This window comes from Pseudoalteromonas sp. OOF1S-7 (assembly GCF_022347765.1).
Lineage (GTDB): Bacteria > Pseudomonadota > Gammaproteobacteria > Enterobacterales > Alteromonadaceae > Pseudoalteromonas.
On record NZ_JAKRFZ010000001.1, the window covers coordinates 301225 to 325905 of the forward strand.

The window sequence follows — 24681 nt, forward strand, 5'->3', positions numbered from 1 at the left end:
TAATGAAATAACTTTGCTAAAGACAAGGTCTTATTAGCATGACCACAAAACAAAAACGTTACGAAAGTCTGGTCCAGGTCTACAACAAGGAGCTTTATCGCTTTGCTTACTGGTTGTGCCAGGACCCGACCATTGCTGAAGATTTGGTACAGGAAACCTTTTTACGCGCCTGGCGATCACTGGACGCCTTGCAGGATGACAGCGCAGCCAAATCCTGGTTATTAACCATTTTGCGGCGTGAAAATGCCCGCCGCTTTGAACGCAAACAATTTGATTATGCCGATGTTGAGCAAGACACCCTGGTGGATGCAACTTCTGCTTCACCCGACTCACAGACAGAGCAAATGATGGTCCAAAGACAGATCAATTTATTGTCGCCGGAATATCGAGAGCCACTGTTATTACAGGTCGTGATGGGCTGCTCCGGCGAAGAAATTGCACAGATCCTGGAACTCAACAAGAATACCGTGATGACCAGGCTCTACCGTGCCAGAAACCAATTGAAAGAGGCTTTAACACAAGTGACCGAAACAGCAAAAGGGGCATCAAACTGATGGATGAACTCGAATTTCGTCGCCGCTTGTTTGCCGACCCCAATGATAAGGATGTAATTGCGCAGGCAGACACAGACTCGGCCAAACAACGTCTCGTCAAAGAGATGCAAGATTTTGATGCGACATTGCACAGCGCGCTGGATATTTCCGTGCCCGATGATCTGGTGCAGAAGATCCTGGCAAAGCAGCAGGCAGATACTGACACCTCCAGCAAACAAAGCGCTGAGGTAAAGCAGCTTGCCTGGTACCGGCGTTTCAAAGCCCCGCTAGCCACCGCAGCATCAGCCCTGCTGGCAGTATCTCTGTACTTTGCCACGTCGGTGCATGCGCCTTTGAAAGCCTCAGAGCACGCCTTGCAACATGTGTATTATGAGGCAGAGGCATTAGCCCTGACAAATGAAGTACAGCTTCAGGTGGTCAATGAGAAACTGGCCATGTTTGGGGGCAAACTTGAATCAATGCCCGGCAAGGTTACCTATGCAACGTTCTGTAATTTCAAAGGGCAACGCAGTCTGCATCTGATCTTTCAGTCGGAACATGGCCCGGTAACTGTCTTTATTGTACCAACAGACAGCAATGACGCTGCGGGCGCGAATGAACGCTTTGCCGACGAACGTTTCGGCGGCAGTATCAAACCCGGTGAACGGGCAGATACGATTTTAGTAGCCAATCTGGATACTCCACTTGAGCAATATCAGACAGCAGTGAATGATTCACTACGCTGGTTGTAAGTTTCACACAATACCAAAAACCTCAGTCTCCTGCCCTGTGTGGGTGCTGAGGTTTTTTATCATTGGTTTATCAAACACAAATAGTTGATAGTAGATACGAGAAAGACAGGTATTTTCGAGCAATTAGCAAGATAATTTCGACGCTATTCAAAAAATCTTTAAAAGAGCTATATTTCAACAAGTTATACTTAACTTGGTAACATGTCGCTCAGGTGTGCTATTGAAATAGCTTCGCTTCACCTCCTTGATTCACTACAATGCATTCAGATCAAAAACCCAGAGGAACACCATGAAACAATTTGTTGTTTTAATGACATTAATTGCCGTTCTGGTATCTACCAGTTTCAGTGCAGAAGCACGTAAAAAATTCGGCAGCAAAAAAAGTGCGGGTAAAACCCACGCAACCAGTACTACAGCACAGAAAAAACAAGTCGATACCAAAACACTGGCGCCGAATACCGCTGCAAAGCCTAAGTCCAGCAAAAAAGGCATTATGGCTGGCGTATTGGGCGGTTTACTGGCAGGTGGTCTTATCGCAGCCATGATGGGCGATGACTTTGAAGGATTCCAGTTTATGGAAATGATCCTGTTTGCGATTCTGGCATTCGTATTATTCAAGGTCATTAAGTCCTTTATGACCAGGCGCCAGCAACCGCATATGGCCGGTATGCCACAGAGTGGCAACTTTGGCGGCGGTAACTTTGGCCAAAATAATGCTGGTCAGGGTCAAAATCAACCTGCTCAGTTCCGTCAGCAACCACAGTCGGCTCCGGTAAATGGTGGATTTGGCCAGCAGCAGGAGCAGGTTCCTTTCAACCTGCCTGTGGACTTTGATGTAAATGGCTTCCTGCAAGGCGCACGCGATCACTATCATACCGTTCAGAATGCCTGGAACCAGAGTGATTTCGCCACCCTGGCAGAATACCTGAGCCCTGAACTGGTTGAAGAGTTCAAGCAAGACCGTGCACAACAAGGTGACGTTGCAACAGAAGTCATGTTTGTTGATGCGCAACTGGTACGTGCAGAAACGTCCCCTGTAGCCTGGGAAGTAAGCGTGATGTTTAAAGGTAAATACCGTGATCTTGGTGACAAACAGGAAGAACCAATCCACGAGATCTGGCACCTGGAAAGAAAAACACAGGGCGACGCACCTTGGGTTATCGTCGGCGTAGAAGACTTAATCGACTAGTTCGGCAAGTGTGCTACCAGAGTGACACGCTGGTAGCACCATCCCTCATTCAATTGACTCCCTCACCTGGCCAAGCAAGCGCCGACTGACTGGCACCCGACTACCGTCAATGAGATCCAAGAATGCATAGCCCGGCTCCGCTTTATCCTTATTCAGTGCAACTCTTCTGACTTTATCCAGATCGACAAGGTAGGATCTATGTACCTGCATAAATGTAGCGGGTAGTTTATCTGTCAGGCTTTTCAGTGAACCCGAATACAATCGCTCCCCTCCTCCTTCCAGATGCAGCTCAACATAGTCGCCTGCTGCACGGCACCACAACAGCTGCCCAACATCAACCCGTTCTGTCGCACTGCCAAATGTGAGACTGAGATACTGCTGCGCGCTTGTTTTATCCAATTGCGCAAGTTTCACCTGCAATTTAGTAATGGCCTGCTGATCGGCAATGCTCTGGCGCTGAAGTTCACTCAGGTGGCGAATATGCTCCCCTAACAAGGTGCCAAGCAGCAAAGTGACCACCCCGTAGAAAAGCAGGCTGTGAAATGACTGCAAACTCAGCAAAGCCACCAGAACAAAAACGCACAATGTAGCGACGAGTAACAGAGATTTACCTGTCCGCTGCTGATAATAATACCAGTAAGCAACACACATCCCAATGAATGCAGGCGTGGTTACGGCCAGCGTTGTTTTAAGGTCAAATCCAGGACTAATAAATACCAGCAGTAAAGTTAAACCCACACCCGGTGCCAGAATAATCAGCCGGGCTTTGGTATGTATCTGACACAGCCTCAGTAAATAAGCCAGCAGCCCTAAACCAAAAGCCAGTGCGCAGATTAAGATCAGCATGAGCCTGAGATCATGCAAAGGGTATGGGTAACCAAGCCAGCCACGCAGCTGTTCGGCCGTCAGCTGAGCAGCTGCTATCCCAATTAACCAGAGTAATCCTCTCGGGATCTGAGCACGCAGGGGACTTAACCTCAGTATCAGTAAATAAAGCCCCCCAAGGAGCAGGGTACACAGCACACTGAGTTGTACATGCGGCTCAATGCCAAAGTAATCAGTGCTGTTTTGATACTTGCCCAGCGCCGCCAGATGTAAAGGAGAAGCTAAACGCAAGAAGCTCTGGTGGGAAGACAAATGTATGACCACCCAGTTCTCTCCCTGCCTGACTAAATCAGGTGGCACATAAAACCGGGAATCCATACGCCCGGCAAGCTCGTGTTCGCCATCTGCTGAGACACGGCCATTAGTGCCCAGTAGCCTGCCATTGAGGTAGACCTCACTGGAAGCCTTCGCAAACAAGTAAAATGCAAGTGGCTCAGCTCCTGCTTGCCAGCGCTTTGATAAATGCAGCGGTGCCTTGAGCCAGATAGCCTGACCCTGCGGGTCAGCACTAAAAAACGACTGTGTTGAGCACGCATCATCTTCAAAGTTTGGTATTACACCGCCACCCGGACAGACGCGTACCTGTTGGTAATTTATGTGTGCCCAGTCTAGTGCAATCGAATTAACGGACACCAATAATAGCAGCGTGCAGAACACGACTCGTAAACGCCAGTTATCACAATACTGCACACTTCCCCCACCTCGACCTTTGCCCGGCTGAATTCAACCGTTTATCGATATTACTATGAAAATCAATACATTCGATAGAATATCGCATGATAATTCGAATGCAACAAGTTTAACTGGAGGCACAATTAACCAACCAGAACATCATTATGATTGACATCAGATATAAACACTTTCGCAGCCACATCATGGGCGTACTGCTACTCCTTGGTGCAATGATGACTTTAGGTACTTTTGCTCAGGAGCAGCCCCCTTTGGTATATGACAATGAGCAGGCTATTACCTTCAAAACCCAGGACAACCAACAAGTGGCTGCGTTTTCAGGGTTTGTCACCGTCCCGGAGAACCGTAACCAGGCTGACAGCCGGGACATACGCATTCATTACGTACGCTTTCCCGCCACCACTAAAACGCCTGGCAGTCCTATTATTTACCTGGCCGGAGGGCCTGGTGGTTCTGGCATAAAAACAGCCGAATACGCCAATTTTCGCTTTCCTCTGTTTATGGCTCTGCGCGAATTTGGCGATGTGATTGCACTGGATCAACGCGGTACCGGTAAATCCGATACACTACCCGTATGTCAATCTGGCATTTCCACCCACTCAGCTAAGCAACAAACAGATCAGGAAGTGGCACACTTGTACCGACGAGCTGCGCTTCAGTGTGTCACGTTCTGGCAACAGCAGGGAATTGACATCCGGGGATATACAACTGAGCAAAGTGTCGGAGATCTGGATGACCTCAGGCGCCACCTCAGAGCTGAAAAACTGACCCTCTGGGGGATCAGTTATGGTACTCACCTGGCGTTGGCCGCAACCAAAACCATGCCCAACAATCTGGACAAGTTAGTATTGGCCAGTGTCGAAGGACTGGATCAAACCGTTAAACTTCCGGCTCAGACAGATGCCTACTTTGCCCGTGTTCAGCAGGTTGTTAACACGCAACCAAAAGCAAAAGTACTCTACCCGGATGTTGCCGGATTGATCAGACGTGTACACAAACGCCTTGAAACATCGCCGATTACGATACAAATTACTGATAAAGCGGGAAAGAAAGCTAACTTTCTCTTTCAGCGCTGGCATATGCAACGCCTGGCATCAGGCATGATTGCCGACCCACACAGGGGTCTTAAACACCTCTTAGCACTTTATCGGTCTTTAGAAATGGGGATTATCGAGCCGCTTCAGCAAGTCGCAAACAGAGGTTATTTTAGTGAAAGTCAAATTAGCTTCAGACTTATGCCACTAACCATGGACATTGCATCCGGTATTTCACCGACGAGGCTGGCACTGGTTAACCAGCAAAGCCGCACCGCCCTGCTCGGCAGCTATTTAAATTTTCCGATGCCACAACTTCAGGGCGTGATCGACGGACTTGACTTAGGTCGCGGGTTTCGAGCCCTCTCAGTGTCCGATGTACCAACATTAGTGCTCTCAGGCTCACTGGATGGACGCACTTACCCGCAAAGCCAGCGGGATGCCGTCAGGCACTTTAGTCGTGTTACGCAGGTAATCATTGAAAATGCAGGTCACAATCTGTTGATGCGCTCGCCAGAAGTCACGCACACCATCCGCAGGTTTCTGGCCGACGAGCCTGTGAAAAAACAAAAGATTGTCGTGCCGCTACCGGATTTACTGATTAAACGCTAAACCATTAGTGCACATCTGAAAGGCCATTTTAATCTGCAGATCAATGTAGCTGCTTTAATAAACCAACACCTCAGCGTCGCAATAAGACGCTGAGGCGACCAATTGCCGGCTATTAATCCCGACACGCACCGGCAGTACAACCCCAATAAGGTTCACTAATAAAGCACTGTCTATTGTTGGTGATCTCCTGGTGCTGGCCACCTGCCACCTGAGGTGTCTGATCAGCAGGTAAACGGTTATTTCCAGACAGGTTCTTCAGTTTACTTATTTTAACTTTCATTTTTTAATTTCCTTGTTCATTTAATGGTTACTGTTAAACTACCCCATGAAAGTAACCAATGCAACCAACAAAATTAACTAAATAGCAACACAATTTAAGATACTAACACGTTTATCTAACGGCTCGTGCCGTTCTTTTATATTCCCCCGGTGTCATTCCGGTATGGGTTTTAAATGCCTTATAAAAAGACGAGCGCGCGTTAAAGCCGACCGCCATCGCAATGTCCAGTACCGTCTTATCATCAGCGATCAGCAACTTAATCGCTGCGTCAATCCGTGCCTTGTTGATATAGTCAAAAAACGATTGTCCCAAGGTCTGATTCAGGGTTTGAGACACATAATTGGCTGACACCCCGATAGACTCAGCCAATCGGTAGAGAGTCAGATCAGGAACCAGGTAAAGTTGCTCCGTTACCACCGCGCGATGGATCTTCTGTGCAATACGCTTTGACTGCTCGTCACTCAGCGCTGAGTGCTGGTATTTAACATCGTCGCGATCCGTAGCCGAAACGCGAGATTCATCGCCGGTCATATCAAGCAGCTCTGTGACGCCGTAGATTGTGTCAAAACCAGGTTTTTGCCGTAATGACCAAAATAACACAAACCAGATACTGATAGTACTCAGCACAGCGACTCCCCCTTCACCCAGCAACGTGGGTTGCGTGCTTAAATCCTGAAAGAGTGTCAACGCCAGCCAGCTCCAGGTGAATAGCATCAGTATCAGCACAATCACTAACCAGCCCAACTCACGCTCAGCGGTACTGGCAAATACCGTATGTAACTGACGCCGGTAAATCAGTAAATTGCACCAGGTTTTAATTACATAGCTCAGGCTTTGAAATGGCCAAAACAGCATAGCTGCGATGATAAACCAGACCGTAATGCGTGTATCAGCTGCCAGCTCAACGTCTCCCTCGGCGAAAAAAATACCATGTAACTCGGATTCAGGCAGGCTCAATAGATTGACTGACAAGGCACACGAAATACAGGCAGGGGCAAAATGCCACACACTGTTGCGAGTAAAGCGCCAGGCGGTTGGGGATGTTAATCCTAGTGTATACAAATAAAAACAAGGAAACATTAGCAGCCAGGCCGGTACAATCGCTGCAATATAGACATATCGGGCTGCCGGATATTGAGTAAAAATAAGCGGGCCTGCTAAGATCACAAACAATGAAAATAGAAACATTGCCAGAGCTCGGTAACAATGCCAGCGCCGCGCTCTTTCAGCCAACATAGTCAGAGCCAAACCCAGTGCACCGAGTAAAAAGGTGTAGACAAATGTCAATTCCGCCTCAAACAAACCAACTTAACCCCATGATTCTTAAACTTATAATTATTGCAGTGTCCTAACCTGTAGTACTGGACGACGGTGTATCTATGTGCAGTATAAAGTGCAATATAACCACATCGCAATAAACAGGAATAACAAGATGGAACAGATCACAATGACTATGCTAGTGCATATAATCACGGGAACCATTGCCATAGTCGCAGGTGTTATCGCCATAGCCGTTGCAAAAGGTAAATCTTTACATGCCTTCGCAGGTACCTGGTTTGTCTACACAATGCTCTTCATGGCAGTCAGCGGCACCTTGATCGCACTGTTTCAGCCCATGATCATCACCGCCATCGCGGGTATGTTTACCGCCTACCTGGTGCTAAGCGCGTGGCTGACAGTGAAGGCTGCGCCTAGCACCCGGGGAAAGTTCGATTACGCATTTCCTTTGTGTTCGCTGTTGATCATCCTTGCCTGCCTTTACTTCAGCGGCCAGGCCGGAACCAGCCAGGCCGAGATAAAACACAACATAAGCGCTTATGATTACTACTTTTTTGTTTTGCTCTCCGGCTTATCTTTTCTTGGCGACGTACGTCTGGTGTATTCAGGCGGGCTTAACCCAAAACCGCGACTGTTCCGCCATTTATGGAGAATGACTTTTGCTCTGTTTATATCAGTTGGCTCATTCTTGTCACAAGGTGCGGCAAAAGTATTGCCACAATCCCTGGTAGACTCGGGTGTACTGGCATTACCTGAACTATTTATCTTACTGGTTATCGTTTACTGGGGATCTAAACTCAGCTTTGGCAGCAAGATACGCCAGTGGCGTGCTAATCGCGCAGCTCAGTCGTCCCTTTGAGTAAGGTGACGTCGGCATAGCTCGATTGCCTCCGCGCTCTGCCGACAGTGTTGTGTGATCACTTGATCTTCAGCTTTTCTTATCAGCGCTGCCAGCTCGCCACTTTGCGTCATGCGGCGCAACACAGCATCGACTTGCTCAACCCAATGTTGCTGATCCTGGTGAATGTAATGATAAAGTTCCAACACGCGAAAACTGCGCTGGTGAGGCACTACATTCTCAATCCCAGCCTGTGCCAGCATAACCAAACCGTCAATCCGGTTAGTCAGCGCCACGTCGGCCAGTCCCTTTGACACCAGATTCAATGCCTGTATGCTAGTATCCGTATCCTCGACCTTGAGCATCCCTTTTGTGATGTTATTGGTGTGCTTTACACCACGCACTTTTGCAATTCTGTATTTGCTTAGGTCTTGCTCACTGCGGAGATCCATTTGCGCATCGCTACGCACAAACGCCATGGTCTCCAATGTGTAATACGGCGTTGGAACACGAATGGTATGCGGGTTCTCATCGCCATAGCTGAAGATCCGCATGATTTCGCCATGCCTCTTCCCGCTGCGCACCAGTTGCTGCGCACGCTTGCCCGGATAGGGCGTGATCACAATAGACACATTGAGCTTGCGGTAAACCTCAGGCAAGACCAGGCGACCGACTTCCTGCTCTATCAGGTAGTTAATTGATACAAACTGTAGCGGTCCGGCGGACGCCTTGCTGCACAACAAAAGCAACAATAACAGAAACTTCTTCATCAGCCTTCCGAGGTTTTAAGATGATGTTTATTCGATTATTTTAGTACTGCCAGGGTAAATATCAATGATTCGTCGTGCACGTCTCAACGTTGCTTTTTTTTGCAAAAATGGTAATCCAGATAGTGGTGAGACTGAGCAGGTTTGATACTTCGGGTGATAAACTGGTGTAAAAGCTCGGTGCCCAGACGTCCCATTTCGAATGGTTTTTGCCCGATATTAGTGACGGACAAACCTCTTTGTAGTGCCTTAAGTTGACTGTTCTCAGTATCGGCTGAGATGATCACCCTTTGCTGCTTGGCTATCAGAGATTTAAACTGAGACATACGGTTAATATAGTCTGGATTAAACTGAGCAAACCCAGCAACGGCTAGAAAGATGGGAGGGTCGGGGTATTTCATCATAGTAACGAGTTGGTCCAGCGCATCCGAGCGCCTTCCCAGTGTGTAAAGCGGACAACGATAATGTTCAATCCAGCCATTTTCACCCGACAACCTTTTTTCACTCTGCCCTGAGAGCGCGTGGCGCACACCCGCAATGCGTTGATTGAGGTTTGGGGTTGTCTGATGCCCGGATTGCAGGCAAATAAACTGTTTTTCGCCGGATTTAAAGCGTTTTGCTTCTGCGCCGAGCGCCCTGCCAAAGTCAAAGTTATTGGTACCGACATAAGTGAGCCGATATGCCTCGTGCTCCGGCAACAGATCCGAGTCAAAGGTGATAACCGGAATGTTTTTTTGAGCCGCCAGTTTAAGTGCACCCTCGACGAGGAACTGAGAGTCTGTAGTAGAGATAAGCAAGCCGTCTATGCCCTTTCGGATCAGCTCTTTGACAATCAACACCTGAGTTCTGACGTCCTGATAGTCATCCGCGCCGTCGTAAATGCAGTTAACATTCGAATACTTCCGGGCAAAATGTAAACAACCTTTGTGTGATTGCTGATAAAAACTGTCGTTTTTTGTTTTGCCAACGATGGCAATATTGATGGGAATCTGTGCACTCGTGGCACTATAAACCGAGCCTTGCCAGAACATTAATGTGACAACAAGAGATGCAAATTGCGTGATCCGATACTTCATGCAAGGACCTGGTCCGGTAACTACCTACTTGTTAACAGTTTAACCAAATCACATTAAAAAACAATCACCTTAGTGCTGTTGAAAAGAGGCCAGGCTCAAAGGGGGCGGGTATCTCAGGCGCATACGCGTATCTCGAGACACCATTTTGCATTCCGGGATAGATTATTTACAGCTGAAAGCCAGAGTAATTTGATAAGGTTCACCCATTGAATCTTCCGCGATACCGCCGCCAATGCTCATGGCTGCTCCGACATCATCGACGGCATTTTCACCAAAGATCCACATCGCTGTGCCTGCGGCCTCAACTGCCGTTGCGATATTGCGTTGTTGCAGATAATCCTGCTCGGGCATTGAGCCCATATAAGTAATGGTTTCATTCTGGATATAGGCATGGCCACGGTCTTGCTTATCGCAATAGTGGTTAGCCTGCTCCAGTGCTTCCTTGCCAGCCGTCTCTCTGGTTTCTGCTGTCAAATTGACATAGTGCTTACCATCCACCGAAGGACGAACATTATTGTGGTGCGCGCAGCCACTTACAAATATGCTGACCAATGAGAATGCTATCCAGTTTTTCATACTATTTACCCTGACTGAGTTTATTTTAATCGGGTAAAGTGTATAAAGTCTCCCCGTACCTTTCAGTGAGAGAGTGTTTGAAAGTGTTAAGCTTGCACTATGCCATGATTGTCGGCCAATACCTGACACATCTGGCCCGATTTAAACTGCTCAACCAGCAGTGGATCATATAGCAAGGTATCGCTGACAAGCTGACCGGCATATCGATAAGTTACCAGCATATGGGTCTGATGACACACGAGTGGATTGAGTAAACGCCGATCACTGACCACAACCAGTTCAATGATTGGACACATGCGACAGCGTTGCTTGCTTCTCCTTAAGAATTTCCACACTCGACTTGCTCCAGTACCAGTTTGGCAGCCAACAGATCGCTCAGTGCTGTACCAACAGATTTAAACAGCGTTATTTCACTACTGTGACTCCGAAGATAATGGTTTTTTCTGGCCATATCTGCCAGTTCACCTTCAACTTGATCCGCACTAAACACCCCTTCGGAGATGGGAATTAGCAACTCTCCGGCCTCGTTCAGCACATTGGTTTTGCTGTCCACGAATATCCGACTTGCAAGTATTGTTGCTGTGTCTACCTCCCGAGCCTCTTTATGATGATTACCAATCACGTCTATGTGTGTGCCCGGGCTTAACCAGCGGCCATCAAACAGTGGAGTGTGACTGCCCGTTGCCGTGCAGATAACATCCGCAGAGGTAATTAATGCGGCATGACTTTGATCCAATTCGAACACAATCTCGGGAAAAGCCTGAACCAGCATCGCTCTGAGGGTAGCCGCTTTATCGGAGTTTCTGGCAACCAAGGTCACCTTATCGTAGTTTCTCACCGCCAGATGAGCACGAATCATATAGGGTGCCAGATTGCCAGCCCCAAACACCACCAGGTGTCTGGCGTCTTCTCTGGCCAAATAAGACGCCGCGAGTGCAGAAACCGCAGCGGTGCGCCATAAAGTCACCTGAGTACCATCCACCAGCGCCAGAGGTTCACCATGTTTGCGTCCAAACAGCATGATTTTTGAATATAAGCTGGCTTTCCCCTGTGCGTCATTGTCGGGGAAGTAAGTAAAAGCCTTCACGCCTATCACGGATTCATTCCAGGCAGGCAGCACGGCGAAGGCGTCATGATTCGTCGTCTGCGTGTCCAGCGCGAAGACGCTGCGTCTGGGCATGACATGCTCGGTTGCAAATCCGCGCTGTAGCGCCGCAATCAAAGTAGGAAATGTCAGTGCCTGCTGCACCTGTTCTTGGTTTATTACTTTCATAATACCTCCCTTACAGCTCAAAATCTTGTGGCGCATGCGTTAACAACTCATAACCGGATGGCGTGATTACAATGTCTTCTTCCAGTCTCACACCGCCCAAACCCGGAATGTAAATGCCTGGTTCTATGGTGATCACATTACCCGCTTCAAGGCGATAGTCGACGCCAGGTTTTATGAAGGGCTGTTCGTGCAGAAACAGCCCCAGGCCATGTCCCAGCCCTTCACCTGCATATCTGGCAAACTCACTGCTTTGAAGTACCGCGTGCGCCGCTGCATTAAGTACCTGACAATCAATGCCCGAGGACGCACTCGCCAGCGCTGCCTGCTGGGCAGTTTGTACTGTCTCAAACATAGCGCGTTGCCTGCTACATGGCGTGCCGTAAACGTAAGTACGTGTCATATCGGAGCGATAGCCATCAACAACCGCACCAAAATCAATCAGGATCAGATCGCCATGTTTGAGCTTTTGTGTGGAAGGGCTGCCATGTGGTAAGGCACTTCGTGCGCCAAACAAGAGAATAGTGTCAAACGAAACGCCTTCAGATCCCTGCTTTTGCATACGATAGTCCAGTTCAAGCGCCAGGTCGCGTTCACTGACCCCTGCTTTCACAAGAGACAAGGTGTCAGCCAGTGCCTTGTCAGCAATGTGCGCCGCCTGACGAATGCAGTCAATTTCCTCTGCGGTTTTGACTTGTCTGAGCTGCTCTACTAGTCCCCGAGTCGGCGATAAAGTACGCCCTGACAGTTCGCCGCTGATATCTTGCCACTGGCCCACATCAATATGTGCGGCATCAAACGCAAGTGCCTTAAGATCGCCAGACAAACGGCTTAGGCATTGCCCCAGACTTTCGTGGTCTCGCTGCCTGAGTATCACCTCGGCATGTTCTGCCTCTGCCTGGGCACGCTCAACATAGCGGTAGTCGGTGATCAACAGACTCTGTTCATGACTGATCAACAGCGTCGCAGCATGCCCGCTAAATCCACACAGGTAGCGAATATTCTCATAACCAAATACCAGCATTCCCTGATACGCGGATGCGCTCAGCACATGGCGCAATTTGGTTTGTCGTTGTAAATACTGACTCATCGTAAAATAAACCCTTGTTGAATTGGATCTTCTGGATCCAACCAAAATGTGTGCTCGGCGGTAACGTACGCCTCACCTGTAACTTTTACTCGCACCGCATCCTGGCCATCATATTGGCAAAGTGCATCGATACTGACATCAAACCCGCATGCCAGGATCCCTTCAATATGGATAACCTCATCTCTGGCAAGCTCCCCTCGTGCGGCCAGTAGTGCAGCTCTGCCACTAACACCAGTGCCCGTTGGGCTGCGATCCAGCGAGCCATCTGCAAAAATACAAACATGACGACTATGGCAGTGTGACCCACTCACCTGCGAGTCGGAGTAAAACACAACCCCATATAAAAAGCTCAACGACGCGTCTTCTGGGTGTTCAAGCTCAATGCGGTCTGTTAACGCATGTTTTATTTTCCTGCCCAGGCAAATAATCTCTTCGCTATTTTGTATAGTAAGAGCCAGATCGAGTTGATCGGCGTCTACATAGGCATAATAGGCACCACCAAACGCTATATCACAGTAGAGGGTATGCCCCCCGGCCAGTGTCACCGGCACCTGCTGTTGGCAAGCAAAGGACGGTACGTTGTAAAACCCGACTTGTTTGTCGTTTGCAGAATAAAAAGCGCAGATCTGTCCCGCTGGTGTATCCATCTTCAATTGCTGCTCGCCCACTACCTCTGGATTCTGAACTCTTACCAACTCAGTAAGCGCAATCACCGCATGACCACACATGGTGGAATAACCTTCGTTGTGCATAAACAAGACACCAAAGGCACTGTCTGCACGTTGTGGTGCCGTCAGCAATGCGCCGTACATATCAGCATGCCCGCGGGGTTCAAACATGACCGCTTTACGCCATTTTTCATAGTGACTCAGACAATACAACCGCTTGTCTATCATGCTAGTGCCTTCGGGCTCAGGCAGCCCCTTTGTAATGATGCGCAGCGGCTCGCCCGCCGTATGCATGTCCAGCGCCTGAATTTGGGGCCAGTGCGAAGGAATGCGCCAGGAAGTCAGGTAACGATTCATTGTTCCTCCATATAGAAAAGCCGGGCACGAAGCCCGACTGACCAGGGAAAACCCATCACTAAAAAGTAAAGCGTGCAACCAGGGAGACGAATCGCTCTTCCTGGCGGCGCGTCACAAGGCCATAATCGGGATTCAGCTCCAATTCCTGGCCTTCAATTGAACTGTTACGAGTCCGAGTTTCGGTGATGTCCAGTGCTGCATCATTGTTCAGCAGATTATAAACCGTGGCTTTCAACATCAGATCGTGACCCGATATCTCGGTGTTGTAGGTCATTGACAGATCAAAATTTGTCAGCCAAGAGAGATTGTCGACACTGCCCCGCGGGGCGGGGTTACCATGCTCATCATAGTGGCTGACATGTCCATAATCCCGGCTCACACAGGCATCCCACGGACTGCCTGTTTTACAACTATCCACATTACGCGGATGTAACGACAAGTAATTTGTCGGGCGTCCGGAAATAGCACGCGCAACCATGCCCAGCGTAAACTCGTCGGTCAGTTCATAGGCACCAGAAAACTTGATTGCATGGCGGTGATCATTAGGCAGATTCCCGTATCCGTTGTCCATCAGGTCCGCATAGTCATAGGAGGTTGTCCAGCCAGGATCAGCCTGATTATTGTCAGTCTTGACCAGGCCTTCGGTGTTACCGTAGCTATGAGACCAGGTATAAGACGAATTTATCCTGAAGCGATCTGTGACACTCCCTTCCAGAGTAAACTCTAGAGCCAAATACTTACGCTGTGCCTGCTGCAATGCCAGCTCCTCAGCGCTCAGGGTAATCTCATCAACCTGGCCATCACCATCAAAATCATAGCTCATGGTAATGGCCTCACCAGGATTATTCAGCACATAGTAAGAGCTTTGTCCGACATTATCCACGACCCCCATCTCAGCCAGCTTTTTGGCCAGCACCGGGCCAACATCAGTATCTTCCACGCTGCGCCCTAAATCGCGGTAGATAGCCCGGATCCCCATCGCCATATCGCCGAAGACCTCCTGTTGGTAACCCAACGTGAACTCATCAGAGTACATAGGTTTGAGGGTTGACGAAGCGATCAGACCAGGCTCGGTAATCCCTCTTTGCCGCCAGTAACGTTCCCGTAATTGTGCCCCTCGGCTGGGAGCGCCATCGGCCTCTAACAATGGCACTCCGTTGGCATCAACCTGATCAAATGCAAAGTACTCAAACCACTCAACAGATGAAGAACCTTGCGTGACATTCATATTGACTGACACAGGCTGAAAATAGCGGCCATAGGTTGCAAAGATCTTCGCACTACCATCCCCGTGGAGGTCATAGATAGCTTGTAACCTGGGCGCAAACTGGTCTTTCATATCCACGAAAGCACGGCCATCTGACACCGTGTTTTCGAATTCGCTGTATCTGAGGCCAAGATTCAAAACCAGGTTATCCGTGGCCTGCCAGCTGTCATTAATATACAATGCCAGCGCCGTGGAATCCGAGTCGACTTCTCGGGTACGCACGCGACGCTCAATATAGTCCGTGCCCTGAGGCGCGCCCGAAATATCGTCCTCCGACGCAGTCAGGATAGTCCACCAGCCTTGCGCCTCACCGAGACCATTTTGACCTTCATAATAGTCAACCGTAATCTTGCTGTAATCCAGACCAAATGACACCGAGTGCAATTCCAGATCCCAGGTAAAGTCCAGTTTAAACTGATCCCGAATAAACTCTTCTTCCGTGACTTTGCTAGCCGTGTGTGAGGAAACAGTAACAAAGCCATCTCGCTCATCCCAGACTCCCGGATCCGCTGATGCAACCACATTTTCAACGTTTTCCGACACCCGTCCCAGTACGGCAGAAACAGAGAAAAAGTCATTGATATAACCGTTGTAGTTCAGGCTATATACTTTACCGCCGTCTTCACCGGGTGCTGCAACCCCCCGTTGCTCGCCCACAATATTGGTTTCCCAGTCGTACGCAAAAGAGGTTGTTTCCCAGGTTCGCTTGTTATTCATGGCAGAAAGCCCAATCGAATGATCCTGATTGATAAACCAGTCTAACTTGGCAAACCAGCGATCTTCATCTCGATCACGGTCGTTATATACGGTTTGTCTGGCCCAGGTATGATTTTCTCTGCGCGGCGCCAGCAGTCCGTAAAAAAACAGCGAGTCCTCAATAAGTGCACCGCTCGTCCACACCTGAATTTCCTTAAACGTTTCTTCCGACTGCTGTGTATTCGTGTAATAGCCGACTACTCCATTACTCTGATAGAGCGACTCATGTTGATCTCGCAAACTGCTGGGGTCATAACGCATTTCAACGCCCAATTTGAAATCATTATCACCCGATTTGGAGACTGCATTCACAATCCCGCCAAGCGCACCGCCAAACTCGGGGCTGACTCCCCCCGTTTTCACCTGAGTTTGCGAAATCGCTTCCCAGGGCAGCCGTATTGAGCCCAGCCCGGTACGAATACTGGTGACATTCAGGCCATTAAAGTAATAACCATTTTCAGCTGAGGATGACCCTCCGAAGCTGGATGCGTCTTTAAATTCAGAGCCACCCGGCTCTGCCGTGCCGGGCGCCAGTAACGCAATACTTTCAAAACCGGTATTAACGGGCATCGCCTTGATTTCTTCATCAGTGTAAGTGACGCCCGCCGTAGAGGAAGCCATATCAACGCGACGAATGGCCGTACCCGATACAGCGATCCGCTCAATGTCCGACGCGCCAATCCGGTTAAGCTGCGCATCCAGTAATACCGACTGCCCTATACTTACTTGCACTTGTTCTTCGAGGACCGATTCAAATCCATCCTTGCTAATCGATACCCGATATTGACCGACCGGTAAGTTGCGCAGGATGTATTCACCCTGGGCATTGGTTTTGACACTAAATGTCAGTCCTTTTGCTTTATGTGTAAAGATAAGCTCCACATTATCCAGATCGTTGCCCTGCCCGCTGACAATACTACCTCTGATCAAACTGTTGCCATCTGCAGCAAGTACAGGTACCGCGCCGCCCAATGCGAGTGCTATTGCGCTCGCTGCCAGCGTCTGACGGATCACCTGCGTATTATTTTTATTGTTACGCATTTCTAATTCCTGTTGAGTTCCCATTAATGTTTTGCCTGTAACAGACCTCATCACCCTACAATGAATTTATATTGTATACAATATTTTTTATTCAAATATTAAGTTTCCGACAATGAGCATACAGACTCAGCAGGCACAAACAACAACAAGAGATATTCAGATTGCGGCGCATTCAGAAAGAAAAGCAACCAGAAATGAGCAATAAAAAAGGTGACCGTGTCACCTTTTTTAATTAATCCGCATCATTAATTTGTCAACCTTGAGACGAGGAAACCTTGCCAATAACCAAAAAGGTACTTGCTATTTAGTTGTTCTAGCTATGTAACTTTTAAGTTATTTATCAAACAGTTAACCCTTCTAATTGGTTTTGTATCAATTTGGATTATTATTAATTAACTTTGTGAAGCCACCCAGCGGTCGACGTCATCTTCCACTATGGCCAGTGGTCTGGCACCTTTTAGCAGGATCACATCATGAAACGCTTTGATATCAAACTTGTCGCCCAGTGTGTGACGAGCCTTGTCACGCAGTTCAACCAGCTTGATCATCCCCAGCTTATAACCCAGTGCCTGTCCTGGCCAGGCAATATAGCGGTCAATGGCTGCGGTCACGTCACTCATAGCTGACCCCGTCGCTTCAGCAAAGTATTCAATCGCCTGCTGACGCGTCCACTGTTTATAGTGCAGTCCGGTGTCTACCACCAGACGGGCTGCCCGATAGGCTTCTGCCTGCAAACGACCCAGATCACCAAACGGATCGTTCTCGTACATCCCCATTTCATAGGCGACTAGCTCAGAATACAGTGCCCAGCCCTCAATATAGCCATTGAACGAAGCATTCTGACGCATCAAACCTATGTCTGTCTGTAGCATGTTGAGTGCGATCTGGAAATGGTGCCCTGGCACTGCTTCGTGATAGGTCAGTGTTTTCATACCAAAACTTGGCACGGCCTTCATATCTTTCAGATTGATGGCAAAAACCCCAGGACGACTGCCATCCAGGGAAGGACCGCTGTAATAGCCACCTGGTGCCCCGGCTTCAATTTCTTTGGGAATGCGACGTACCTCTACTTCTTGCGGAGGCAAAGTTGAAAAGTATTGCGGTGCTTTTTTGTTGATGGTTTCAATTTCTCCACGCAAAAAGTTCAACAATGCTTCACGCCCCGCGTCACTGTCTTCGTATAAAAAGCGAGGTTCATCATTTAGCTGCTTCATACGATCGCCCACAGAGCCTGTGGTATAACCATTTTCGCGCAGGATCTCGTCCATCCGCTCGGTGATCCGTTTAACTTCAGCAAGTCCAATATCGTGGATCTGCTGAGCGCTGAGATCCGAATCGGCCAGATAGGTAATTTCATGCTGGTAAAAAGCTTCACCACCAGGTTGCGCCCAGATCCCGACTTTTTCAGGGGCTTTTGCTTGTAACACTTTGAGATCGGCAATCACACGCTGGTATGCGGGGTAAATCTTTTGATCAACCAATGCTGTAGCCGCTCTAACGAGCTCGGCTTTCTGCTCTTCTGAGATAGACTCAACTTTGGATAACTTGGACTCGAATGAAGTAACCAGGGGATGTTTCTCGCCCGAATGCGCGGTGAAGTTATTCAGGTAACCAAAGGTATTCGGGAACAGGACCTTAGGCAGGATAATGCCTTTTTCAGCATCATCTGCCAGCTTACCCCGGACTTGCTCTGTCAATGTTGCAAACGCCTCTAGCCTGGTCAGGTAGTTTTGTGCATCCCGCAGGTTTTCAACGCTGTGTTGATCCTTGAGTAGATTTGGTATATCCACCAAAGGCCCGGAGAGCTGATTGACGATATAAGGTAAGTGACCACCCCAGGTATCTATATAGCCACCACTAAATTGTGCGTCGCCGGCATAGTAACGAGCCAATACTTCGTTAACACGCAGATGCAAACGATCGTCTTCGCTCATCTCATGCGCTTGCAGGCGTTTTAATTTTTCTGCAGCATTATTCATATCAATTTGCAGCGCCTGCATCCCCGAAGCGGAGTAGTCAGGTAACCTGTTGGCATAGGTACCGTATTGATCAGCCGATAGCTTTAACGAAGTTGCCAGTGCAGGCTGATGATTAATAAAAGTTTGCGTATAGGCATCAACTTGCTTATCGATGTCTGCACGTGACAATGGCGCAACAGCAGTCGCTGCTGAGTCGGCCTGATTGACCCGGCTTTCCTGAGCACAGCCCGACAGAGCAATCGCTACTGCGAGCGTGAGTGCGTTCAACTTATTCATTACAGAGCTCCAGTTTTTATTCTGCGTGTAGTGTTGTGTTGCTGGTATACCATATTTGTCTACAATATACAGCCGCTTGCGACCACTCGTTGAGAGGCGCAGGTATTTTGGCTTGCTCAGCCATTTTGCTTATTCAAAATATAACGCTTTACCGCCTGATTGTGCTCTCGTAAAGTCTTTGAGAAATAATGGCTGCCATCTCCTTTTGAAACAAAATACAGATAATCCGTTTGTGCCGGCTGAGTGGCTGCTTTTATCGCATCGTACGATGGCATTGCAATGGGTGTCGGGGGTAAGCCTTTAATTCGGTAAGTGTTATAGGGCGTTTGCTCGCGTAAATCACGGCGCTTAATGTCTCCGTCAAAACGCTCACCCAAACCATAAATGACCGTTGGATCCGTTTGCAATCGCATCTTGCGGTTCAAGCGATTGACAAAGACGGACGCGATGACCGGACGCTCTTGTGCTTTACCCGTTTCTTTTTCAATGATGGATGCCAGGATCAACGCCTCATAGGCTGAACTGATGGGCAAGTCCGCTGCACGTTTCTGCCATGCGGATGTCAGCTTCAGCTGCATACGCTCGCTGGCACGTTTTATCAGGGCAGATGCGTTACTGTGCGCGTGATAATGATAGGTTTCGGGGTATAACCAGCCTTCCGGATGAAAATCTTGCTGAACAGACAGCCCTGCTGTATCAAGCCGCATATGCTTTGCCATATCAGCTTCGTTCAGGTCAAAGTGAATGAACGGCGCTTCTTTGAGGTTTGTCAGCACCTGTTTAAAGGTTTGCCCTTCGATAATAGTGAACATAAAGTCGGCCTGCATGCCAGCGCTCAACTTTGACAGCGCCTCGAGTACACTCAGGCCTTGTAATTCGTAGACACCCGCTTTGACTTTGACCCGCTCCGGGAACACCTTGCCGTAAACCTGATAAGGCAGGCAGCTTTCAATCCAGCCCTGGCCTTGCCAGCGCTGACAAATTGCCACAAAGCTGTCACCTCGTTTTACCTCAAAGTAGCGTGTATCACTGCGAAGTGGCGCATCCTTAAATTCTGAAATTGTTTGTGCGGCTGCCAACACAACAATGAATAATCCCGACAGCAAAAGTAAAATCAGCTTTTTGATCATAATCTGACAACAAGCTCCTTTGCCAAAGCATGCGCCTTATTCAGGCTGAAAACATGATTATCAATCTGGCGCACAGGCACCAGGCCCATCAGGCTGTTACACAGGTAGACAGTATCAGCGCGGTAAACAGACTCCAGAGTCAGAGAAATCGTTGTAATGGGGTTATGCTGTTGCAGGCTTGAGAGATAAACGCCCTGGATCCCACATTGGGATAAATCGGGCGTATACCAGTGCTTATCTTTGCAGATCAGAATATTGGCTGCCGAACTTTCGATTACCTGGCCGTATAAATCCACCACAAGGACGTCGTCCGCAGCTTTGTGGGCGGCATTTTGTTTAATGAGCACCTGCTCAAGGCGGTTTAGTGTTTTCAGTCCGGCCAACATAGGTTGGTGACCCAGACGGACATCGGACAAGGCCAGAGTCACGCCCTCATCACGCCAGCGCGCATAGTGAGCCGGATACGGCGATAGCGACACCAGCGTTGTAACCTTAGGCTCCTCAGGCAAGCCATAACCCCTGCCGCCTTCTCCTCGAGTGATCACCACTTTGAGCACGCCCTGAGCCACTTCCCTTGACGCACACTCGCATTGCTCTGTCAGCGCCCTGTAGTCTAACTCTGGGAAATACAAAGCACTTGCACACTGTGCCAGGCGTTTTAAATGGCCTTCCCACCGCTCCAGTTTACCTGCTGAAATTTTAACTGTTGTAAAAAAGCCATCGCCATAATTGAGGCCCCGATCCCGACTACTTACCTGCTGCATTACTCTTTACCACACCAAATAGATTGCGCCAACTGTATCATAACCACTGCTCAGACGGTGCCATATGGACATAAAAAAACCCGGACATTGCCGGGTTTTTGTACTGAGTTAGCTATCAGACTTTCTTAAACAGCAAAGAGCCATTCGTACCGCCGAACCCAAATGAGTTACATAGCGCATAGTCTAACTTAGCATCACGCGCCGTGTGTGGCACATAATCCAGGTCACAACCGTCATCCGGGTTATCCAGATTAATAGTTGGCGTGACCTTTTGGTGCTGTAGCGACAGAATACTGATGATAGATTCAACAGATCCGGCAGCCCCTAACAGGTGTCCCATCATTGACTTGGATGAACTAACCATCACATCTTTCGCTGCATCACCGAAAATGGACTTAACAGCTGAGGTTTCTGCCTTGTCGCCTGCCGATGTTGATGTGCCATGTGCATTGATATAACCAATCTGCTCAGCATTAACACCTGCATCTTGCAGGGCATTTTCCATCGCAAGTGCTGCACCCGCTCCATCTTCAGGGGGGGATGTCATGTGATAAGCATCGCCGCTCATACCAAAGCCGACCAGCTCCGCGTAGATTTTCGCACCACGTGCTTTCGCGTGTTCGTATTCTTCCAATACAATCACACCAGCACCATCTGCCAGTACAAAGCCGTCACGATCTTTATCCCAAGGACGCGACGCCGCTTGTGGGTCATCATTGCGCGTAGACAATGCACGCGCTGCACTGAAGCCTCCCATACCGATTGGCGTTGATGCTTTCTCAGCACCACCCGCCACCATGGCATCAGCATCACCATAGGCAATCATACGTGCAGCGTGGCCGATGTTGTGCAAGCCTGTCGTACATGCTGTCACGATAGAAATATTCGGCCCCTGCAGACCATGCATAATAGACAGGTGACCTGAGATCATATTAATGATGGTCGAGGGTACATAAAAAGGAGACAACTTGCGTGGGCCACTGTTGAGCAGCTTAACATGGTTTTCTTCAATCAACGTCAGGCCCCCGATCCCAGAACCCACAGCGACACCAACGCGCTTGGCATTTTCTTCTGTGATTTCCAATCCGGAATCTTTTAGCGCCTGTACGCCCGCCGCAATGCCATACTGAATGAACAAGTCCATTTTCTTGGCATCTTTCTTTGACATGAATTGAGTCTCGTCAAAATCATTGACCAGACCCGCAAATTTGGTACCGAACTGAGTAGTGTCAAAGTGTGTGATATTGCGAATACCACTTCGGCCTTCTAACAAGCCCTGCCAGGTTGACTCTACGTCATTACCTAGCGGCGTCAACATACCTAAGCCAGTTACTACGACTCGACGTTTAGCCACGGTTTCCTCCAAAAGGGATTTTCGAAATGATGGGGGGATAAAGAATCAGGGCAGCGAATGCTGCCCTAATTTAAAGTCGTTAATTACTCAGCGTGAGCAGTAACGTAGTCGATCGCTGCCTGAACAGTCGTGATTTTCTCAGCTTCTTCGTCAGGGATCTCAGTGTCGAACTCTTCTTCCAGAGCCATTACCAGCTCAACAGTGTCAAGAGAATCAGCACCCAGATCGTCTACGAAAGACGCTTCTGATTTTACTTCTTCTTCTTTAACACCTAGTTGCTCAACGATGATTTTTTTTACGCGTTCTTGGATGTCGCTCATTCTTCTTTCCTTTATTTAAACGCTATCGCGTTAATTTCAGATTGCGGCGTAGTTTACGGCGCATCATACTGTGATTCAAGGATTGACCATGACTTTTTTTTCTGGTCAAACCTGTTACTAAATATTTTTTACTTTTATCGCCTATTTTAATAGCAATTTCAAGTAAGATTGCCGCAAGATCACAAAAACTTCAACCTCGCTCACAATTGTTACACCATGTACATGGCGCCATTTACGTGCAAAGTTTCGCCAGAAACATAGGCACCCGCATCTGATGCAAGATAAACAGCCGCTGCTGCGATCTCTTCAGGCTTACCAAGGCGTCCTGCCGGCACGTTCGCGAGCGTTGCCGCCTTTTGCTCGTCAGTTAGCTCATCCGTCATGTCTGTTTGGATAAAACCAGGCGCAATCACGTTGACGGTAATACCACGGGATGCCACTTCACGTGCCATAGACTTTGAAAAACCAATCACACCCGCTTTTGCAGCAGCGTAATTAGCCTGACCCGCATTACCCATAGTGCCAACTACTGAGCCAATATTAATGATTCGGCCTGATTTTTTCTTCATCATAGGACGCAAAACCGCCTTAGACAAACGGAAAATTGAACTCAGGTTAGTATCAAGGATCTCATCCCACTCTTGATCCTTCATCCGCATCAACAGGTTATCTCGGGTAATACCCGCATTATTGACAAGTACGTCTACATCACCCAGGTCTTGTTTAACCGCCTTTAGTGTTGCTTCAATCGACTCTGCATCGGTGACGTTTAGCGCGTACCCTTTACCATTTTCGCCCAGATAGTCAGAAATTTTTTCAGCACCACCTTCACTGGTTGCGGTACCGGCAACTTTTGCGCCTTGTGCCACCATCGCATTCGCAATGGCTTTACCAATGCCTCGGCTTGCACCTGTGACAAGTACTACTTTACCTGTCAAATCAAATAGGTTTGTCATATTCAATTCCGTCATTTACTTTGCAGACGTGATTGCAGCCGAATCATTGACGGCGCTACACGCTACAGATTTATCAATTCGTTTGATCAGACCGGTTATTACTTTACCCGGACCAAATTCGTACGCCTGTGTGATGCCGTCTTTCGCTAATTGCTGAACCGTCTCAGTCCAACGCACTGGACTATACAACTGACGGATAAGGGCATCTTTGATTGCCTCACCACTTTGCTGCTGCGCAACATCAACATTGTTGATCACGGGAAATGCGGGCGTTGCAAATTCAATTTCTGCCAGGTCAGCCGCCAATTGATCCGCAGCGGGCTTCATCAGTGCACAATGAGAAGGCACACTAACCGCCAGAGGCAAGGCGCGTTTAGCACCAGCTTCTTTACAAGCTAAAGAGGCACGCTCAACTGCTTCTTTGTGACCTGCAATCACGACCTGGCCCGGTGAATTGTAGTTTACCGGCGCAACCACTTGTTGCTCTGCCTGCTCTTCGCAGATTTTTGCGATGATGTCATCATCCAGGCCGATGATCGCTGCCATAGAGCCAGTACCTGCTGGTACTGCCTGTTGCATATACAGACCGCGTTTTTCAACCAATTTAACGGCTGTAGACAGCTCCAGTACGCCTGCACACACCAATGCCGAATATTCACCCAGGCTGTGACCAGCTAATACCAGCTCTGCGTCAACCTGTTCACTCTGCCATTGACGAAAAATCGCCACACTGGCAGTCAGCAATGCAGGCTGAGTACGATGTGTTTCATTTAATTCGCTTTCAGGACCCTCTGATACGAGCTTAGCCAGGTCATAACCCAGTGCAGCAGAGGCTTCTGCAAACGTATCCTGAACAACTTGGGAAGTTTCTAATAATTCAGCCAGCATGCCTACGCTCTGAGAGCCCTGGCCTGGAAATAGTAAAGCTATCTTTTGTGACATA

At 48.6% G+C, this 24681-nt stretch carries 23 protein-coding genes; 5 read left to right on the forward strand and 18 right to left on the reverse strand.

What is annotated here, in order from left to right; translation table 11 throughout:
• The first annotated feature begins 38 nt into the window (after positions 1–38).
• From MHN33_RS01300 to MHN33_RS01310, 3 genes are all read left to right on the forward strand, one after another.
• Positions 39–554 carry a sigma-70 family RNA polymerase sigma factor gene (locus MHN33_RS01300; RefSeq protein ID WP_239393413.1) on the forward strand — a complete coding sequence of 172 codons (516 nt, stop codon included), beginning with the start codon at positions 39–41 and terminating at the stop codon, positions 552–554.
• Positions 554–1285, forward strand: coding sequence for a DUF3379 family protein (locus MHN33_RS01305; protein WP_239393416.1), 732 nt, complete (start codon positions 554–556; stop codon positions 1283–1285). The genes MHN33_RS01300 and MHN33_RS01305 overlap by 1 nt, the downstream gene beginning before the upstream one ends.
• A gap of 289 nt (positions 1286–1574) precedes the next feature.
• Positions 1575–2474, forward strand: a complete 900-nt coding sequence (locus MHN33_RS01310; RefSeq protein ID WP_239393419.1) for a TIM44-like domain-containing protein — start codon at positions 1575–1577, stop codon at positions 2472–2474.
• Positions 2475–2519: 45 nt separating this feature from the next.
• Here MHN33_RS01310 and MHN33_RS23990 read toward each other — a convergent pair whose 3' ends face one another.
• Complete coding sequence (locus MHN33_RS23990; protein WP_239393422.1) at positions 2520–4049, reverse strand: LytTR family DNA-binding domain-containing protein; 1530 nt, start codon at positions 4047–4049, stop codon at positions 2520–2522.
• Between the two features lie 146 nt (positions 4050–4195).
• On the opposite strand from MHN33_RS23990, the gene MHN33_RS01320 reads away from it, so the two are divergent.
• Entirely contained in the window at positions 4196–5695 is a 1500-nt protein-coding gene (locus MHN33_RS01320; RefSeq protein WP_239393425.1) for an alpha/beta hydrolase, read from the forward strand.
• A gap of 112 nt (positions 5696–5807) precedes the next feature.
• Here the strand turns inward: MHN33_RS01320 and MHN33_RS01325 are convergent, their stop codons facing one another.
• Positions 5808–5975: a hypothetical protein gene (locus tag MHN33_RS01325; RefSeq protein WP_239393427.1), complete on the reverse strand. Its 168-nt coding sequence runs from the start codon at positions 5973–5975 to the stop codon at positions 5808–5810.
• A 111-nt stretch (positions 5976–6086) separates the two neighbouring features.
• Positions 6087–7262 carry a helix-turn-helix transcriptional regulator gene (locus MHN33_RS01330; RefSeq protein ID WP_239393429.1) on the reverse strand — a complete coding sequence of 392 codons (1176 nt, stop codon included), beginning with the start codon at positions 7260–7262 and terminating at the stop codon, positions 6087–6089.
• Positions 7263–7407: 145 nt separating this feature from the next.
• On the opposite strand from MHN33_RS01330, the gene MHN33_RS01335 reads away from it, so the two are divergent.
• Positions 7408–8112 (forward strand): hypothetical protein, encoded by a 705-nt coding sequence (locus MHN33_RS01335; protein WP_239393431.1) that lies wholly within the window; start codon positions 7408–7410, stop codon positions 8110–8112.
• On the opposite strand, the gene MHN33_RS01340 is transcribed toward MHN33_RS01335, so the two are convergent.
• The 15 genes from MHN33_RS01340 to fabD form a co-directional block, all read right to left on the reverse strand.
• The gene (locus MHN33_RS01340) at positions 8097–8861 is read right to left on the reverse strand and encodes a transporter substrate-binding domain-containing protein (RefSeq protein WP_239393433.1); all 765 of its coding nucleotides are present in this window, start codon (positions 8859–8861) and stop codon (positions 8097–8099) included. The two genes, MHN33_RS01335 and MHN33_RS01340, sit on opposite strands and share 16 nt — an antisense overlap.
• A gap of 83 nt (positions 8862–8944) precedes the next feature.
• The gene (locus tag MHN33_RS01345; protein WP_239393435.1) at positions 8945–9934 is read right to left on the reverse strand and encodes a substrate-binding domain-containing protein; all 990 of its coding nucleotides are present in this window, start codon (positions 9932–9934) and stop codon (positions 8945–8947) included.
• A gap of 162 nt (positions 9935–10096) precedes the next feature.
• Positions 10097–10510 (reverse strand): hypothetical protein, encoded by a 414-nt coding sequence (locus MHN33_RS01350; RefSeq protein WP_239393437.1) that lies wholly within the window; start codon positions 10508–10510, stop codon positions 10097–10099.
• Between the two features lie 86 nt (positions 10511–10596).
• Positions 10597–10806: a hypothetical protein gene (locus MHN33_RS01355; RefSeq protein WP_239393440.1), complete on the reverse strand. Its 210-nt coding sequence runs from the start codon at positions 10804–10806 to the stop codon at positions 10597–10599.
• 23 nt (positions 10807–10829) lie between these two features.
• The gene (locus tag MHN33_RS01360; protein ID WP_239393443.1) at positions 10830–11783 is read right to left on the reverse strand and encodes an ornithine cyclodeaminase family protein; all 954 of its coding nucleotides are present in this window, start codon (positions 11781–11783) and stop codon (positions 10830–10832) included.
• A gap of 10 nt (positions 11784–11793) precedes the next feature.
• Positions 11794–12870 carry a Xaa-Pro peptidase family protein gene (locus MHN33_RS01365; protein WP_239393447.1) on the reverse strand — a complete coding sequence of 359 codons (1077 nt, stop codon included), beginning with the start codon at positions 12868–12870 and terminating at the stop codon, positions 11794–11796.
• The gene (locus MHN33_RS01370; protein WP_239393449.1) at positions 12867–13895 is read right to left on the reverse strand and encodes a proline racemase family protein; all 1029 of its coding nucleotides are present in this window, start codon (positions 13893–13895) and stop codon (positions 12867–12869) included. The genes MHN33_RS01365 and MHN33_RS01370 overlap by 4 nt, the downstream gene beginning before the upstream one ends.
• A 58-nt stretch (positions 13896–13953) precedes the next feature.
• Positions 13954–16959, reverse strand: a complete 3006-nt coding sequence (locus tag MHN33_RS01375; protein ID WP_239393463.1) for a TonB-dependent receptor — start codon at positions 16957–16959, stop codon at positions 13954–13956.
• Positions 16960–17351: 392 nt separating this feature from the next.
• The gene (locus tag MHN33_RS01380) at positions 17352–19214 is read right to left on the reverse strand and encodes a DUF885 domain-containing protein (RefSeq protein WP_239393465.1); all 1863 of its coding nucleotides are present in this window, start codon (positions 19212–19214) and stop codon (positions 17352–17354) included.
• Between the two features lie 116 nt (positions 19215–19330).
• Entirely contained in the window at positions 19331–20344 is a 1014-nt protein-coding gene (mltG, locus tag MHN33_RS01385; RefSeq protein WP_239393479.1) for an endolytic transglycosylase MltG, read from the reverse strand.
• Positions 20341–21108, reverse strand: a complete 768-nt coding sequence (gene pabC, locus MHN33_RS01390) for an aminodeoxychorismate lyase (protein ID WP_239393483.1) — start codon at positions 21106–21108, stop codon at positions 20341–20343. The genes mltG and pabC overlap by 4 nt, the downstream gene beginning before the upstream one ends.
• 115 nt (positions 21109–21223) lie before the next feature.
• Positions 21224–22462 carry a beta-ketoacyl-ACP synthase II gene (gene fabF, locus MHN33_RS01395; protein WP_239393485.1) on the reverse strand — a complete coding sequence of 413 codons (1239 nt, stop codon included), beginning with the start codon at positions 22460–22462 and terminating at the stop codon, positions 21224–21226.
• Positions 22463–22545: 83 nt separating this feature from the next.
• Positions 22546–22782 (reverse strand): acyl carrier protein, encoded by a 237-nt coding sequence (acpP, locus tag MHN33_RS01400; protein WP_010374019.1) that lies wholly within the window; start codon positions 22780–22782, stop codon positions 22546–22548.
• A 209-nt stretch (positions 22783–22991) separates the two neighbouring features.
• Positions 22992–23738, reverse strand: a complete 747-nt coding sequence (gene fabG / locus MHN33_RS01405; RefSeq protein ID WP_239393487.1) for a 3-oxoacyl-ACP reductase FabG — start codon at positions 23736–23738, stop codon at positions 22992–22994.
• Between the two features lie 15 nt (positions 23739–23753).
• Positions 23754–24680 (reverse strand): ACP S-malonyltransferase, encoded by a 927-nt coding sequence (fabD, locus tag MHN33_RS01410; RefSeq protein ID WP_239393501.1) that lies wholly within the window; start codon positions 24678–24680, stop codon positions 23754–23756.
• Position 24681 lies beyond the last annotated feature (1 nt).